We start from the raw sequence: 14,704 nt of genomic DNA, 5'->3' as shown, positions 1-14,704 counted from the left end.
TATAATAATTTTGAAAACGCTTAAAGAGGTGAAGAAATGTCGAAAACAATTTCTATTAATGCAGGAAGCTCAAGCTTAAAATGGCAACTCTACTTGATGCCGGAAGAAAAGGTCTTGGCTAAGGGCTTGCTGGAACGGATTGGTCTCAAGGATTCTATTTCAACAGTGAAATTTGACGGTCGTTCAGAGAAGCAGGTTCTTGATATTGCAGATCACACGCAGGCCGTAAAAATTTTGCTGGATGATTTGAAACGCTTTAATATCATTGAATCTTATGATGAGATTACCGGTGTGGGTCACCGTGTTGTGGCTGGTGGTGAATACTTTAAGGATTCAGCTCTCGTTGATGAAGAAGTGATTCAAAAGGTAGAGGAGTTGTCTCTTCTGGCTCCATTGCATAATCCAGCCAACGCTGCAGGCATCCGTGCTTTTAGAGAAATTCTGCCAGACATTACCAGCGTGGTGGTCTTTGACACCTCTTTCCATACAACTATGCCGGAAAAAGCATATCGCTATCCGATTCCGACTAAATATTACACTGAAAACAAGGTCCGCAAGTACGGAGCTCACGGTACTAGCCATGAGTATGTAGCCAAGGAAGCTGCTAAAATTTTGGGACGTCCGATTGAAGAACTCAAACTTATCACTTGCCACATTGGTAACGGAGCTTCTATCACAGCAGTAGACAAGGGCGTTTCTGTAGATACCTCTATGGGATTCACACCACTTGGCGGCGTCATGATGGGAACGCGTACAGGGGATATCGACCCTGCCATCATTCCTTACCTGATGCAATACACAGATGACTTTAATACTCCGGAAGATATTAGCCGCGTTTTGAATCGTGAATCTGGCTTGCTTGGAGTTTCTGAGAAGTCAAGTGATATGCGTGATATCCATGAGGCGATGCGGTCAGGTGATGCCAAGGCTCAATTAGCTAATGACATTTTTGTAGACCGGATTCAAAAATACATTGGTCAGTATCTTGCTGTTTTGAATGGAGCTGATGCTATCATCTTTACTGCAGGAATTGGTGAAAATTCTGTGACCATTCGTGAACTGGTTATTAATGGTATTTCTTGGTTTGGCTGTAACGTAGACCCAGAAAAAAATGTTCGTGGTGCAGAAGGCGTGATTTCCAGTCCTGATGCCAAGGTCAAAGTCTTGGTTATCCCGACTGACGAAGAGTTGGTCATTGCCCGTGATGTTGAACGTTTCAAAAATCAATAAAACAAAAAATCCAAAAGCTCAGTTTGACTGGGCTTTTTATATGCTTTAAGAAAGGATTTTCTTGGTTGCTGGCCTTGAAAACATTGAGCGATTCGTTCTCATAATCACTATCAGTATTAGTTCCCAACCCGTGATATACAAGATGCTTGCAGTTAAGAATTGTCTATACAAAAAGAGAAAATTGAGCTATACTAGGAAGGAAAAGGAGGAAGATATGAAAGCAATTCTAAAAAAATTAGAGTACATCCTACTGACTCTGTTTGTCTTATTTCTCAGCCAGATACCATTTATATTTATCCGGCAAATGACATCTTCTGAGAAGAGTTTTTTCAGCTGGACAGACTATCTTTGTGCTGGTTGTATATCTTTTGATTGTCTTTTTTGTTCTGAGAATGGCTAAGCAAGAAGAACTGTTGAGCCTTGACTTTAGCTTTTTCAAATGGTCTTCGTTTGGCTGGTTAGCTGTTTCTAATGTTGTCATGATTGGCGTCAACATGCTGGGAGCAATTATCATGCTGCTGGAAGGCCAGGCTATTTCCACTGCCAATCAGGCTGCCTTGAACGCTTTATTTCAGCATGTACCCAAGATTTTATTAGTGGTAGGAGCCGTGATTCAGGCTCCTATTTTGGAGGAAGTGGTCTTTCGCGGATTGATTCCTCAGAAGATTTTTACCAAGCATTATGTTTGGGGATTGGTTGTAGGAGTCATTCTTTTCGGTCTTTTTCATGGTCCAACCAATATCGGCAGTTTTGTTATCTATGCAGGTATGGGTGCTGTTTTAGCCGCGGTTGCTTACATATTTAAGCGTTTGGAAATGTCTATTTTGGCACACATGCTGAGAAATGGAGTTGCAGTACTCATCATGATACTGACAGGTTTGGTGAACAAGTAAGAAAGCGGAGAATATCTGCTTTTTTGGTCATTTGAGGCACAAATTAGGACATTTGAGGGGATTTCTCCCAGCTTGCTCTTACTTCTTCTATAATGATAAGAGAAGAATGGAGAGAATATGCTGAAATTAGAAAAAATCATTCAATTGTTATTGCTGGCTATGTTGACTCAGACGGGACTGCTACTCATACTTCATCCAATGCCTCATCGCTTGGTCTTTAGTCAGGCTAATCTGCTTTTTATGGTGGGCTTGCTGGGGTTGCTTTTTTGTTGTGCCTTTTATTTTTCCAGAGAACTGCAGGAAATCAAAGGTTCTCTGCGTCAGTCAAGCAATTATCGACACCTGCTTTTCTTGTATTTTTTGATGATTTTGGTCAATGCTGCGGGCGTTCTTCTGCTGTGTGGCAAGGAAGTCGAGCTAGGTCAGGCGGTGGAGCAGATGCTGACGGAGAGTTTTCTATCATCTTCTCTTTTGCTTCTGGGGATAGACATCGCCGTTTTATCCCCTGCAGCACCGAAATTTGTTGACAGTGACTTCTCTCTTCGCTATCGGAAGAGCTGGGGGATTGCACTAGGTTTGCTCTGCTTTTCCCTTGCGAAAAATCCTCAGGAAACTCTATGCTTTCTGTCCTATCTGGTTTTGGGACTAGTCTTTGCTCATGTACTCAGGCCTTATTTTCAGCGTTTGGAGCTGTCTATGCTGGCCCATATTCTCCGAAATATGATTATTCTAAGCCTTTTACCCTTTTGCTTTTAGAAAGTGTTTTGTCAAATAGAAGAATTATGGTAAAATGGTAAATGAAACAAGGGACTAGATAAGGTCTTCTTGTGAAGTCGAGTGCAGTTCATAGGACTGGATACTGCATCTGCTGAGAGCTTTGCGGTACACTAGATGAGTGTGCCTTTTTTGTTGAAGAGCAGGGCAGCCGATAGAAATGAGATGAAAGTCAAATGGTAAATCTAAAAGCAATTGCTCCAAATGGCCGAACGGGCCTCTGTGGCATTATCAATGCGACGCCGGATTCCTTTTCAGATGGTGGGCGCTACAATACGGTTGTGACGGCATTGGCTCAGGCTAGAAAGCTGATTTCTGAGGGAGCTCACATGCTGGATATTGGTGGTGAGTCTACTCGGCCAGGCAGTCATTTTGTGGCTATTCAAGAAGAGATAGAACGGGTGGTGCCGGTCATTGAAGCTATTCGTCGGGAAAGTGATATTCTGATTTCTGTGGACACTTGGAAGTCGGAAGTGGCTGCAGCGGCTTTGGCTGCGGGTGCAGATATCATCAACGATATTACCGGTCTTTTGGGTGATGAAAAGATGGCAGAGACAGCTGCGGAATATGGCGCGCCAGTCATTGTCATGTTTAATCCAGTGATGGCTCGTCCTCAACATGCCAGTTCAAAAATTTTCCCAGAATTTGGCTTTGGATCAGCCTTCACAAAGGAAGAGTTATCTCTTTTTGCAGACTTGCCAATTACAGAACTGATGTGGAAGTGTTTTGAGAAATCTTTGAAGGTGGCGGAATATGCCGGCCTTTCGCGTGATAATATCATGATGGATCCAGGGATTGGTTTCGGTTTGACCAAACGGGAGAATCTTCTCATTTTGCAGGAGCTGGATAGTCTCCATCAGGCTGGTTTCCCTATTTTTCTTGGGGTTTCTCGTAAGCGGTTTCTCGTTAGTATCTTAGAAGAAAACGGCTTTGAGGTCAATCCTGAGACTCAGGAAGGCTTTGAAAACCGTGATACAGCTTCAGCCCATCTGACTAGCCTTGCGGCCAGCAGAGGCGTTGAAGTTGTCAGAGTGCACGAAGTGGCTAAGCACCGGATGGCTGCTGCCGTTGGCGATGCGATTCGTCTAGCACAGCAGACAGAAGATCTCAATCTAGGTCAGTATAAGTAAGATGAAAAAACAAGAATTACCTGATTTAAGCTGGCTGGAAGCCTATCGGACAGCCAGTCCCAATTTTGGCTTGGAGCGGATGGAGCGTTTGCTGGAGCTGCGGGGGAATCCGCATTTGCGGCTGCCAGTCATTCATATTGCGGGGACTAATGGCAAGGGCTCAACCATTGCCCATCTGCGCCAACTCTTGGGAGTGCGAGGTCTGCGTGTTGGCACCTTCACCTCTCCCTACCTAGTCAGCTACAATGAGCAAGTCGCTATTAATGGCAATGCGATTTCCGACCAAGACCTTCAGCGATTGCTTTCTATTTACCAAGAGCTTTTGGCTCAGCATGCGACAGACTCTGGCTTGCAGGGGATAACTGAGTTTGAGATTGTAACTGCTCTAGCTTATGATTATTTTGCCCAGCAGCAGGTGGATGTGGCTATTATCGAGGTCGGCATGGGTGGGCTTTTGGATAGTACCAATGTCTGTCAGCCCTTACTGACTGCTATCACGACAGTTGGTTTGGATCATGTGGCCTTGCTGGGTGACAGTCTAGAGGCTATTGCCCAGCAGAAAGCTGGCATTATCAAGCATGGAGTTCCCATTGTGACCGGTAGGTTGGAGCCGGAGGCTCTGGCAGTAGTCGAGCAAAAGGCTGCTGAAAAAGATGCTCCGCTCTTTTCTTGGTCTCAAGCTTATCAAGTGGAACCTCAAGAGTCAGAGGAGGGGGAGTGCTTTTCCTTTTCGAATGCCTATCGGGCCAAAGACTCGTATCAAACAGCTTTGATGGGACTGCATCAGGCTGACAATGCTGGCCTAGCTCTGAACTTGTGCGACCTATACTGTCAGCTGCAGTCGCTGCCTTTATTGACAAAAGCAGAGGTTGAGAGGGCCTTGCTTGCTGCTGTATGGCCTGGTCGTTTGGAAAGGATATCGGTTCAGCCGCTTATTCTTCTGGATGGAGCCCATAATCCCCATGCTCTGCGGTCGCTAGCTGCGACACTGGACCAGCATTATCCGACTTATAAGAAGCACATTTTATTTGCTTGTATCCAAACCAAGGCCTTGGATGATATGGTGAAGTTACTGCAAAAGATTCCCAAAGCAGCTATAAGCTTGACAGCCTTTGCTGATTCGCGGAGTTTTTCTAAAGAGAGCATGCAAGCCTTGGCTGAGCAGCAAGGGCTGTCTTACAAAGAATGGCCGGATTATTTAGCAGATTATTTAGCAGTAGAGCATGAGTCAGATGAGCTTTTGCTGATTACGGGTTCTCTTTATTTTCTAGCTCAGGTTAGAAAATCAATCCTTGAGAATCGCAAGTTAGACTTTGCTGAGCGTCCTTCTCAGTCAAGTCAGTTATCAAAAAATAAAAATGAACATAGGAGCATATATGGACACGAAGAAAATTGAAGCAGCTGTTGCCCAGATTATTGAGGCGGTTGGAGAAGACGGAAGCCGCGAAGGTTTGCAGGAGACGCCACAGCGCATTGCTAAAATGTACCAGGAAATCTTTGCTGGGCTGGGTGAGACTGCTGAGGAGCATCTGGCCAAGTCTTTTGAAATCATTGACAATAATATGGTAGTGGAGAAGGATATTTTCTTTCATTCCATGTGTGAGCACCACTTCCTGCCATTTTACGGGAAGGTTCACATCGCCTATGTGCCTAATGGTCGGGTAGCAGGCCTGTCCAAGCTGGCCCGAACAGTAGAGGTCTATGCCAAGAAACCACAGATTCAAGAGCGATTGACCGTAGAGATTGCCGAGGCCTTGATGGACTATCTGGGTGCTCAAGGGGCCTTGGTCTGGGTAGAAGCTGAGCATATGTGTATGAATATGCGTGGAGTCAGAAAGCCTGGCACTGCAACGGTTACTACAGCAGCGCGTGGCGTTTTAGCGACGGATAAGGACCTAAAAAATGAAGCTTACAAACTGATGGGGCATTGATCTTATCAGTGGTGGAGCATGTCAGGAAAGGCTAGATTATTTTATCAAGGATAAAATCCAGAAACTTGAATCAGAAAGGATAAGAGAATGGATCAGCTGCGCATTAAGGATTTGGAAGTGTATGCTTATCACGGTCTGTTTGGAGCAGAGAAGGAGTTGGGCCAGCGTTTTGTGCTGGATCTGATTTTGGACTATGATATGACTCGGGTTGCCAAAACAGGCGACCTAACAGCTTCTATCCACTATGGAGAATTGGCTCAGGATTTGACCCACTGGTGTCAGGAAAGCAAAGAAGACTTGATTGAGACGCTGGCTTACAAGCTGATTGACCGCATTTTTCTGACCCATCCTTTGGTACAGAAGGTCAGTTTGGAGGTCAAGAAGCCTTGGGCACCGGTGCCGCTGCCTTTAGAGACCTGCTCAGTCAAGCTAGTGCGTCAAAAGCGGAAAGCCTTTATCGCTCTGGGGAGCAATCAAGGCAACCCAGCTGCCAATCTGGATGCAGCTATGGAAAAAATGGCAGAGCAAAATATAAGAATTTTGCAGGCATCAAGTCGTATCGAGACAGAACCTTGGGGTGGTGTTGAGCAGGCTCCGTTTCTCAATCAAGTTGTTGAAGTTGAGACTTGGCTCAATCCTGAGGAATTAATGCAGACGCTCTTGGCTATCGAAGCGGATTTAGGGCGCGTGCGGGAGATCAAATGGGGACCTCGTGTGATTGATCTAGATATCCTTTACATAGGGCAAGAGGAGATATACAGTCCAAATTTGATAGTTCCTCATCCTTATGTGGCTGAGCGGGCTTTTGTCTTGCAATCTCTGGTGGAAATCGCGCCACACTTTGTCGATCCAGTACAGAAAAAAAGCATCCGCCAACTCTGGGATGAGGTTGAAAAATGAGAAAAGGAACTTGTCGCAAGGCAAGTTTTTTATTGTCTGAACTTTCTCTGAACTTGCCCCTGTATACTAAAGAAAAATCAAAAGGAGTTCAGTATGGAACATAAAGTGAAAATAGAAGGAGTCTGCAAAAAGCATGGCAGCAAGCAGATTTTAGAAGATATTTCTTTTACAGCTAGAAGCGGGCGGATTACAGCCTTTCTGGGCCCAAATGGTGCAGGGAAAAGTTCGACCTTGAGGATTTTGTTGGGGTTAGATCGGGCGACAGCAGGAACTGCGACTTTTGATGGGCGAACTTATCAGTCAATGACTTATCCGCTCAGAACGGTAGGTGCAGCCTTTGACGGCATTGGCGGTCTGCCAAATCGAAAGGTCTATGACCACTTGAGAATTATTGCGGCGAGTAATGCCATTTCCAAGTCTCGGATCGATGAGGTTTTGGAGATGACTGGAATCGCTCATAAGAGGAAAGACCTCTTGTCAAGCCTGTCTCTGGGGGAAGGTCAACGGTTGGGTTTAGCAGCAGCTTTGCTGGGTGATCCTCAGTTTCTTATATTAGATGAGCCGACTAATGGACTAGATCCAAGTGGGATTAAGTGGTTTAGAAAGTTCATCCGTCGGCAGGCTGATTTAGGGAAAACGGTACTTCTATCTTCTCATATCCTGTCAGAGGTGCAAATGGTGACAGATGATGTGGTCTTGATTCATCATGGGCGAATTATTGAGCAGGGACGATTGGAAGAGGTGCTGCAAGATTCAGACAGTCTAGAAGATTTCTTCTTTGATTTGACAGAGGAGGTTTAAGATGAAAGAAACGCTGTCCTTATTGCATTCAGAATGGTTGAAAATTTGCTCAACCAAGGCTTTCAAAGTGAGTATGGCCTTCATGCTGCTATTGGTGCCTGCCGTATCCTGGCTGGAGGGTCGACAGTATTTATCTGTCGGCTTGGATGCTACGCCTGAGACGGTTCCCGGCCTGGCAGAAGCCATTGACCCGCTGGAGTATCTAGGCCTCAATGGTGCCTCAATGGCAGGCATGGTTTTGGTCATCTTAGCTGGAATTTTGGGAGCTATGGAATTTCAGTCTCATAGCTTGAGAACCAGTCTTTTGACCTGTAATAACCGCCTGAAGTTGCTTGTGGGGAAACTCATGACCTTTGCTTGCTTTTCTCTTGCCAGTAGCTTTTTATCAATCTACTGTAGTTATATGGTCATGCATCTTGCTTTAGGAAAGGAAGGGCTTGATCCGATTCTGCTCAATCAGGCAGCTTGGAGTTTGATTTTGTGGAAAACCTTATCTCTAACCCTATTAGGAATCCTTTCATTTTTGTTAGGTTTATTGGCTCGGACCATGCTAGTTCCTCTGCTTTTTCTCGTACCCCAAATCTATAATCTAGGAAACTATCTAGCTGCTCACACGAGTTGGGGAGCTTATCTGCCACAGCCAGCAGGAGAGTTGTTTACTGCAACGCCAACTTCCCAATATGTCAACAATCCCTTACAAGGGCTCTTGATACTAGGCGCATGGTTACTAGTCATCGGCGGCATAACCTCTCTGCGCTTTTTGAAGACGGATTTAGGAGGGCGCTACTGATGATCAAAGCTCTGCTTAAAAGTGAATGGATTAAGTTCCGTTCTTACTATTTCGCTCTTGGTGCAGCCTTGGTGGCTATGGTAGCTGTTCCATTTTTTCTGATGAACCTTGACTACAGTCAGACAGCAGTTGGTCAGACGAAGGCTCTGAGCGAGGTTTTGCATGCTCTCTATCTGGCGCAGCCTGTCATGGTCATCTTTACTTCTCTCTATTTTGCCCAAGAGTTTGTCAAGTCTGGGATGCGAACTAATTTTCTAACCGTATCAAATAGAAAGGCTTGGTTGGCTGGGAAATTCCTTTTTCTGACCTTGCTGCTCTTGGTTCTCTACAGTGTCATGATAGGCAGCTGTTTCCTTGTTATGCTGGCTCGTTTTGACCTAGACTTTAGCTGGTCCTTACTAGGGAAATTCCTCTATTACAGCTCTTTCGGCCTTCTCAGCAATCTTTTTCTGGCTTTTTTAACTGCCGGCCTCGCTTTGCTATTTCAATCTTGGGTTGTGCCGGTGTCGGTGCTCTTTCCTCTCTTGATTGGTCTCAGCCGTTTATTGGCAACGTTCATCAAGGAAGCAAAATACCTGCCCGATCTGGCTACCCTAAATCTTTTTGAGTATGAAGGGCTTCAGCATTCAATAGATCTATCAGGGCTGGGAATACAACTGTTATGGTTAGCTTTGGTTTGGAGCTCTGCTATATTCTTAACCTTGAAACGAGATGTTCGCTAGAGGTATGCTATAATGGAAATTATGAGACAGTATCGTATTTTAGTGGTTGATGACGACCGGAGCATTTTGAAGCTAGTGAAAAACGTCCTAGAGCTCGATGCTTATGATGTGACGACGCTTGATCGGATAGAAGACCTAGAGCTGACGCATTTTGTCGGATATGACTTGATTCTGCTGGATGTGATGATGGAGCCTGTTAATGGTTTTGAGCTGTGTTCCTACATTCGTCCTCATCTTTCGTGTCCAATCATCTTTCTGACGGCCAAGGAGTTGGAGGCGGACAAGGTGGAAGGGCTCTTTCGCGGAGCAGATGACTATATTGTCAAGCCTTTTGGAACCAAAGAATTACTGGCGCGTGTCAGAGCTCATCTTAGGCGGGAGGAAAGACGTGAGGAGCGCTATTCTGAAATTGCTTCTTGTCAATTTTATCCAGAGCGCTATGAAGTTGCCTGTTTTGGTAAAGTCTTGAAATTTTCAGAGCGAGAGTTTAAGTTGCTGCATTTATTAGCTAGCAATCCCAAGCAGACCTTTTCAGCTGAACGCCTGTATACCTTGCTTTACCCAGAAAGCTCAGAAACACAGCTTCGCTCCATCTCAGAATACGTATATCAGATTCGCCAAAAATGCAAACAAGAAGGGTTGCAAGCAATCGCAACAGTGAGAGGAGTAGGCTATAGATGGCAATTAGAACACGAAATTTCAAAAGCCTAGTCTGGACAACCAGTTTAAAAATCGTTTTTTTCCATGTTTTGATTTTTGTGCTTATAGGCTATGAATTTACGCAAGGAAGTAATCACGTTCTTTTTACCTTGTTCTTTTGGGCAGGGAGCTTACTGCTGATTACTTTTTATCATATTTTGAAATTGCTCCGAAAAATCGATAGGGAAATAAAAATGCTAACGAGCAAGAAGCTTTTAGAAGAAAATCAAAGCCAGCTTTTTCGGATTGAGGAAATGCTAGAAGTCTATAGCGATTTACGGAGCAGCCACCAAGAAAATGCTCGTCTTCTAGAAAGAGAGCAGCAGCATAATCAGGAGTTGATTTTACAGCTATCAGCGACATCGCACGATTTGAAGACGCCCCTAACTGTGATTAAGGGGAATGCTGAGCTTTTGGAGTTGGCGCAGTTGGGCCAGCCACAGGCAGACTATGCTACTGAGATTTTGCAGGCTAGTCACAAGATGGAAGAGTATTGTGGCTCTTTGATTGATTACGCTAAGACCTTTCAGATTGATTCTAATCAGTTCAGTCAGCTTTCCTTAGGGGACTTTTTGGTTTATCTCCAGGACGATTGGGCACTGTTCAGCAAACAGGAAAGCTATCGTTTTTATCTCCAAGAAGATTGTAATCTTAGTCTGATTTTGTCGATTCATTTGGACTATCTCAAACGGGCTTTGCTCAATATTTTACTGAATGCGCTTGAACATGCTAATCAGGATCAAAAGGAAGTCAAGCTGACGGTATCAGTGCAGCAAGACCAGTTTGTTTTTGCTATCTGGAACAACGGCCCTTCATTTTCAGAGGAGATGCTGCTGGGAGCGGAACAGCTCTTTTATCAGAGTGACCAAAGCCGCAATTCAGCTAATCCCCATCATGGTATCGGCTTAGCCTTTTCTAAGCAGGTAGCTCTCTTGCACGGTGGTCGTCTGACCCTGCTCAATCCAGACCAAGGAGGAGCCTGTGTCGAGTTGACTGTGGCTTTAAAAAGCAAATAACAAAGGAAATCAATAAAGATGATAAAAGGACTGAAATGTTTAAAGTTTCAGTTCTTTTTTGTCGTTTTATTCTTGACAAAATATGTAAAGGAGACTATACTATATTTGAAAAGCAAAGTTTGTTTTACATTGCGGAAAGGAAGCAACCTTGGAAAATCGAATTCAAGAATTGCGAAAAAGAAAAAAGCTCAGCCAAGAAGAACTGGCTGAGAAGCTAGAGGTCACGAGACAAACGATTATTTCTTTGGAAAAAGGCCGCTACAATGCCTCGCTGCTTTTGGCTCATAAAATTGCATCCTTTTTCAATTTAAGGATTGAAGAAGTGTTTCTCTTTGAGGAGGATGAATCATGAAATGGACTTATTTGTGTAAATGGATATTGGCTATTTTGGTGGTGGTTGGCTTATCTTATCTCCATTTGCAAGCAAATTTTATCCCTAAGGAAATCCTGCCTTTTGTGGGAATGTTCCTGATTGTGGTGATATTGAAAATTTTTCAAGCGTATGAAAAATAGGAGGATGACATGGAAACATTAACTAAACAAGAATTTAGGAAAAAACTTCAAAGAAAAGTTATCGTGGGGCGAATCTTAACTTTTATCATCTTGGTAGGATTGGCCTGGAGCCACTTTCATTCTCTGGATGATCAGCAGGAAGGAGTCATGGTCGGCATCCTGCTGGGGCTTTCTTTGATGACCATTCGGTATAATCTTGCCCTAAGACGGGAAGAAAATTTTGATAAGCTCTACATTCAGGTGACTGATGAGCGCAATCGCATGATTGACGAAAAGACTCGCACTCTGCTTTTTAATATCCTTTTGCTGCTGGCAGCGTGCCTGAGTGTCCTGTCTATGGTTTTCCCAATCATCTTAAGTCTCAATCAGTTTCTGACCTTGACCATTATCTTGGTTTTGGGACTTTACTATCTTTTGCGCTTTCTCCTGTCCAAGCGTTATTAACAAAAAAAGCTGGCGACGCCAGCTTTCTAAACAAGCTTTTAACAGAGCTTGTTTTTATTTTCTATAGAGTCGATCATACTGGTAAACGGGGTCCATGGTAACATGGATGCCCAACTTACGTAGGACGTTTTTGTCTTCATCAGTCAGAGTGACGGTGGAGTGGGCCTCGCTGCCCTTGAGATTGCCGAGTTGTTGCATGGCATTTGCTGCATCTTGATTTTCCATGGCTGTGATTGCCAGAGCCATTAAGATTTCGTTTGAGTGGAGGCGCGGATTTCGGCTGCCCAGATGATTGATTTTCAGGCCTTGGATTGGCTTGACATACTCAGGCTCGATCAGCTTGGTTTCTTTAGCAATATAGGCTAATTTCTTAATGGCATTAATCAATACAGCAGCCGTAGGACCAAAGAGTTCAGAGGTCTTACCGGTTACGATTTCACCGTTTGGCAATTCCAAGGCTAGAGCTGGCTCACCGGTGCTTTCAGCCTTGGCACGCGCAGCAACTGTTACCTTACGGTCCAGCGGTGTGATGCCCAGGTCGTTCATCAAGAGTTCGATTTTCTTGACAGCAGATTCAGAAACGCGCTCTGCCTTGAAGTCCAGAATCGTCTGGTAGTAGCGACGGATGATTTCCTGTTGAGATGCCTCGATAGCTGCATCATTGTCTACAATGGCAAAGCCGACCATGTTGACGCCCATATCCGTTGGAGAAGCATAGGGTGATTTTCCAAGGATGCGCTCTAGCATACGCTTGAGGACTGGGAAAATTTCAATATCACGATTGTAGTTGACTGTGGTTTTTCCGTAGGTTTGCAGGTGGAAAGGATCAATCATGTTGACATCGTCCAGGTCTGCCGTCGCTGCCTCATAAGCTAAATTGACCGGATGGTGCAGGGGCAGATTCCAAACTGGGAAGGTTTCAAACTTGGCGTAACCTGACTTGATGCCATTGATTTGGTCATGATACATGTTGGACAAGCAAGTAGCCAATTTACCAGAACCAGGACCAGGTGCGGTTACTACGACTAGATTACGGCTGGTTTTGATGTAGTCGTTTTTCCCCATACCTTCAGGTGAGATGATATGGTCCATATCGGTCGGGTAGCCCTTGATTGGGTAGTGGATATAGGAGGCAATGCCATTCTTTTCCAGCTGGCTGCGGAAGAGGTCCGCCGCCGGCTGACCGGAATACTGGGTGATGACCACTGAGCCTACATAAATATCCAGCTCGTTAAAGGTATCGATTAGTCGCAGTACTTCCTGGTCATAGGAAATACCCAAATCACCACGCGCCTTAGAGTGCTCAATATTATTGGCATTGATAGCAATGACAATCTCCACTTGGTCCTTGAGCTCTTTGAGAAGTTTGATTTTATTGTCCGGCTCATAGCCTGGCAGGACGCGGGCAGCATGGAAGTCTTCCAGCATTTTACCGCCGAATTCCATGTAAAGTTTGCCCTCAAATTGATTAATGCGCTCCAAGATATGGTCGCGCTGCAGGTTTAAGTATTTCTCAGAATCAAAAGCAATTTTTTTCATGTATATTTTCACCTCTGCTAAGCATTATAACAAAATTTTCTTCAAATTGGAAAGTTGAAAGGGAAAGTATCAGACAAAAGAGATAGCAGCCCGAATGAAGAACGAGCTGCCTTTTGAAATTAATAGTTGGTAATCGTGTCCACTGTTGAGCGATCCAGCTTTTTGACCAAAGCTTGCAGGAAAGCTTGGGCTTGCAAGAAATCGTCCATGGCATAGAGAGTTTGGTGGGAATGGATGTAGCGGGCACAGACACCAATAGTGGTAGATGGTACGCCGCCGCTTTGGAGATGGGCAGCACCAGCATCCGTTCCGCCCTTGCCGCAGTAATATTGATACTTGATGCCTGCTTCCTCAGCAGTTGTCAAGAGGAAATCCTTCATAGCGGGCAGCATGAGATGACCAGGGTCAAAGAAGCGAATCAGCGTTCCGTCACCGATGGCCCCTTGACCGCCGTAGATGTCACCTGCTGGGGAGCAGTCCACAGCCAAGAAGACCTCGGGGACAAATTTTGTCGTTGAAGCATGGGCACCACGCAGGCCAACCTCTTCTTGAACATTGGCGCCGACATAGAGTTGGCTGTCTAGTGGTTGACCAGACAAGGTTTGAGCTAATTCGCTGACCATAAGGACGCCGTAGCGGTTATCCCAGGCTTTGGAGATGATATTTTTTTCGTTAGCTGTGAGAATAGCAGAGCTGTCTGGCACAATCGTGTCTCCTGGACGGATGCCGTAGCTTTCGGCTTCTGCCTTATCCGCAAAGCCTCCGTCAAAGACAATATCTGCAATCTGTGGCATAACTGGTCCGCCAGATCCGCGCGTCAGATGAGGAGGGACAGAGCCTGAGATAAGAGGGATTTCCCGACCTTCACGGGTAAAGAGTTTGAAGCGTTGGCTGCTAACGACCAGCGGATTCCAGCCGCCGATTTCCACTACGCGGAAGGTCCCGTCAGCTTTAATCTCGCTGACCATAAAGCCGACCTCGTCCATGTGGGCTGCTACCAATACACGGGGAGCATTTTCAGCTTCTGCATGGCGTACCCCAAAGATACCGCCCAGGCCGTCGGTGACAACCTCATCGACATGGGGAGTGATTTTTTCCCGCAGGTAGCTGCGAACAGGTGCCTCGTGACCTGAAATAGCAGAAAGCTCTGTTACTTCCTTGATTTTTGAAAATAATGTTGTCATAAACTTACCTTCTTTCTGCCCCCTATTTTATCACTTTTTGCGGTAAATGAGTAGGGAAATCTTATAGCTTATAGAATCAAGAGGGCTGCCCGCCCAAGAATGCAGCTTCTCCCAGGAAAATCTGGAATATTGTTTGTC

At 45.1% G+C, this 14,704-nt stretch carries 16 protein-coding genes and 1 pseudogene; 15 read left to right on the top strand and 2 right to left on the bottom strand.

Annotated features, from left to right (window positions below; genetic code table 11):
• Positions 1-36: 36 nt before the first annotated feature.
• From J1C86_RS10640 to J1C86_RS10570, 15 genes and pseudogenes are all read left to right on the top strand, one after another.
• Positions 37-1,230: an acetate kinase gene (locus tag J1C86_RS10640; RefSeq protein WP_125408915.1), complete on the top strand. Its 1,194-nt coding sequence runs from the start codon at positions 37-39 to the stop codon at positions 1,228-1,230.
• Between the two features lie 142 nt (positions 1,231-1,372).
• Positions 1,373-2,123 (top strand): annotated as a pseudogene (locus J1C86_RS10635) (CPBP family intramembrane glutamic endopeptidase).
• A 117-nt stretch (positions 2,124-2,240) separates the two neighbouring features.
• Positions 2,241-2,879 (top strand): CPBP family glutamic-type intramembrane protease, encoded by a 639-nt coding sequence (locus tag J1C86_RS10630; protein ID WP_125408917.1) that lies wholly within the window; start codon positions 2,241-2,243, stop codon positions 2,877-2,879.
• A 194-nt stretch (positions 2,880-3,073) separates the two neighbouring features.
• Positions 3,074-4,027 carry a dihydropteroate synthase gene (folP, locus tag J1C86_RS10625; protein WP_125408919.1) on the top strand — a complete coding sequence of 318 codons (954 nt, stop codon included), beginning with the start codon at positions 3,074-3,076 and terminating at the stop codon, positions 4,025-4,027.
• 1 nt (position 4,028) lies between these two features.
• Positions 4,029-5,423, top strand: coding sequence for a bifunctional folylpolyglutamate synthase/dihydrofolate synthase (locus J1C86_RS10620; RefSeq protein ID WP_125408921.1), 1,395 nt, complete (start codon positions 4,029-4,031; stop codon positions 5,421-5,423).
• Positions 5,404-5,958, top strand: a complete 555-nt coding sequence (gene folE / locus J1C86_RS10615; protein ID WP_002896758.1) for a GTP cyclohydrolase I FolE — start codon at positions 5,404-5,406, stop codon at positions 5,956-5,958. Before J1C86_RS10620 ends, folE begins: the two co-directional genes overlap by 20 nt.
• An 87-nt stretch (positions 5,959-6,045) precedes the next feature.
• Positions 6,046-6,858 (top strand): 2-amino-4-hydroxy-6-hydroxymethyldihydropteridine diphosphokinase, encoded by an 813-nt coding sequence (folK, locus tag J1C86_RS10610; protein ID WP_125408923.1) that lies wholly within the window; start codon positions 6,046-6,048, stop codon positions 6,856-6,858.
• A 93-nt stretch (positions 6,859-6,951) separates the two neighbouring features.
• Positions 6,952-7,659 (top strand): ABC transporter ATP-binding protein, encoded by a 708-nt coding sequence (locus J1C86_RS10605; RefSeq protein ID WP_125407732.1) that lies wholly within the window; start codon positions 6,952-6,954, stop codon positions 7,657-7,659.
• Between the two features lies 1 nt (position 7,660).
• Positions 7,661-8,449 (top strand): lantibiotic ABC transporter permease, encoded by a 789-nt coding sequence (locus J1C86_RS10600; RefSeq protein WP_125407735.1) that lies wholly within the window; start codon positions 7,661-7,663, stop codon positions 8,447-8,449.
• The gene (locus tag J1C86_RS10595; protein ID WP_125407738.1) at positions 8,449-9,171 is read left to right on the top strand and encodes a lantibiotic ABC transporter permease; all 723 of its coding nucleotides are present in this window, start codon (positions 8,449-8,451) and stop codon (positions 9,169-9,171) included. Before J1C86_RS10600 ends, J1C86_RS10595 begins: the two co-directional genes overlap by 1 nt.
• A 12-nt stretch (positions 9,172-9,183) precedes the next feature.
• Positions 9,184-9,882, top strand: a complete 699-nt coding sequence (locus J1C86_RS10590) for a response regulator transcription factor (protein ID WP_125407741.1) — start codon at positions 9,184-9,186, stop codon at positions 9,880-9,882.
• The gene (locus J1C86_RS10585; protein ID WP_125407744.1) at positions 9,849-10,886 is read left to right on the top strand and encodes a sensor histidine kinase; all 1,038 of its coding nucleotides are present in this window, start codon (positions 9,849-9,851) and stop codon (positions 10,884-10,886) included. The genes J1C86_RS10590 and J1C86_RS10585 overlap by 34 nt, the downstream gene beginning before the upstream one ends.
• A 148-nt stretch (positions 10,887-11,034) precedes the next feature.
• Positions 11,035-11,238, top strand: a complete 204-nt coding sequence (locus J1C86_RS10580) for a helix-turn-helix transcriptional regulator (RefSeq protein ID WP_002896748.1) — start codon at positions 11,035-11,037, stop codon at positions 11,236-11,238.
• Complete coding sequence (locus tag J1C86_RS10575; RefSeq protein ID WP_124765806.1) at positions 11,235-11,399, top strand: hypothetical protein; 165 nt, start codon at positions 11,235-11,237, stop codon at positions 11,397-11,399. The genes J1C86_RS10580 and J1C86_RS10575 overlap by 4 nt, the downstream gene beginning before the upstream one ends.
• Before the next feature lie 9 nt (positions 11,400-11,408).
• Positions 11,409-11,843: a hypothetical protein gene (locus J1C86_RS10570; RefSeq protein ID WP_125407746.1), complete on the top strand. Its 435-nt coding sequence runs from the start codon at positions 11,409-11,411 to the stop codon at positions 11,841-11,843.
• A 54-nt stretch (positions 11,844-11,897) separates the two neighbouring features.
• Here J1C86_RS10570 and J1C86_RS10565 read toward each other — a convergent pair whose 3' ends face one another.
• Positions 11,898-13,382 (bottom strand): DUF1846 domain-containing protein, encoded by a 1,485-nt coding sequence (locus J1C86_RS10565; RefSeq protein WP_125407749.1) that lies wholly within the window; start codon positions 13,380-13,382, stop codon positions 11,898-11,900.
• Positions 13,383-13,501: 119 nt separating this feature from the next.
• Entirely contained in the window at positions 13,502-14,566 is a 1,065-nt protein-coding gene (pepA, locus tag J1C86_RS10560; RefSeq protein ID WP_125407752.1) for a glutamyl aminopeptidase, read from the bottom strand.
• Positions 14,567-14,704 lie beyond the last annotated feature (138 nt).

Origin of the sequence: Streptococcus sanguinis, assembly GCF_050220005.1 — a bacterium.
GTDB classification, from domain to species: Bacteria; Bacillota; Bacilli; order Lactobacillales; family Streptococcaceae; genus Streptococcus; species Streptococcus sanguinis_Z.
Note: the sequence above shows the minus strand (reverse complement) of the source record. Positions and strands in the feature narration are given on the sequence as shown.

What these genes read in the sequence shown, in the direction of transcription:
- J1C86_RS10640 (WP_125408915.1), top strand. Translation starts at nt 37, where the DNA reads ATGTCGAAAACAATTTCTATTAATGCAGGAAGCTCAAGCTTAAAATGG.
- J1C86_RS10630 (WP_125408917.1), top strand. Translation starts at nt 2,241, where the DNA reads ATGCTGAAATTAGAAAAAATCATTCAATTGTTATTGCTGGCTATGTTG.
- folP (WP_125408919.1), top strand. Translation starts at nt 3,074, where the DNA reads ATGGTAAATCTAAAAGCAATTGCTCCAAATGGCCGAACGGGCCTCTGT.
- J1C86_RS10620 (WP_125408921.1), top strand. Translation starts at nt 4,029, where the DNA reads ATGAAAAAACAAGAATTACCTGATTTAAGCTGGCTGGAAGCCTATCGG.
- folE (WP_002896758.1), top strand. Translation starts at nt 5,404, where the DNA reads ATGGACACGAAGAAAATTGAAGCAGCTGTTGCCCAGATTATTGAGGCG.
- folK (WP_125408923.1), top strand. Translation starts at nt 6,046, where the DNA reads ATGGATCAGCTGCGCATTAAGGATTTGGAAGTGTATGCTTATCACGGT.
- J1C86_RS10605 (WP_125407732.1), top strand. Translation starts at nt 6,952, where the DNA reads ATGGAACATAAAGTGAAAATAGAAGGAGTCTGCAAAAAGCATGGCAGC.
- J1C86_RS10600 (WP_125407735.1), top strand. Translation starts at nt 7,661, where the DNA reads ATGAAAGAAACGCTGTCCTTATTGCATTCAGAATGGTTGAAAATTTGC.
- J1C86_RS10595 (WP_125407738.1), top strand. Translation starts at nt 8,449, where the DNA reads ATGATCAAAGCTCTGCTTAAAAGTGAATGGATTAAGTTCCGTTCTTAC.
- J1C86_RS10590 (WP_125407741.1), top strand. Translation starts at nt 9,184, where the DNA reads ATGGAAATTATGAGACAGTATCGTATTTTAGTGGTTGATGACGACCGG.
- J1C86_RS10585 (WP_125407744.1), top strand. Translation starts at nt 9,849, where the DNA reads ATGGCAATTAGAACACGAAATTTCAAAAGCCTAGTCTGGACAACCAGT.
- J1C86_RS10575 (WP_124765806.1), top strand. Translation starts at nt 11,235, where the DNA reads ATGAAATGGACTTATTTGTGTAAATGGATATTGGCTATTTTGGTGGTG.
- J1C86_RS10570 (WP_125407746.1), top strand. Translation starts at nt 11,409, where the DNA reads ATGGAAACATTAACTAAACAAGAATTTAGGAAAAAACTTCAAAGAAAA.
- J1C86_RS10565 (WP_125407749.1), bottom strand. Translation starts at nt 13,382, where the DNA reads ATGAAAAAAATTGCTTTTGATTCTGAGAAATACTTAAACCTGCAGCGC.
- pepA (WP_125407752.1), bottom strand. Translation starts at nt 14,566, where the DNA reads ATGACAACATTATTTTCAAAAATCAAGGAAGTAACAGAGCTTTCTGCT.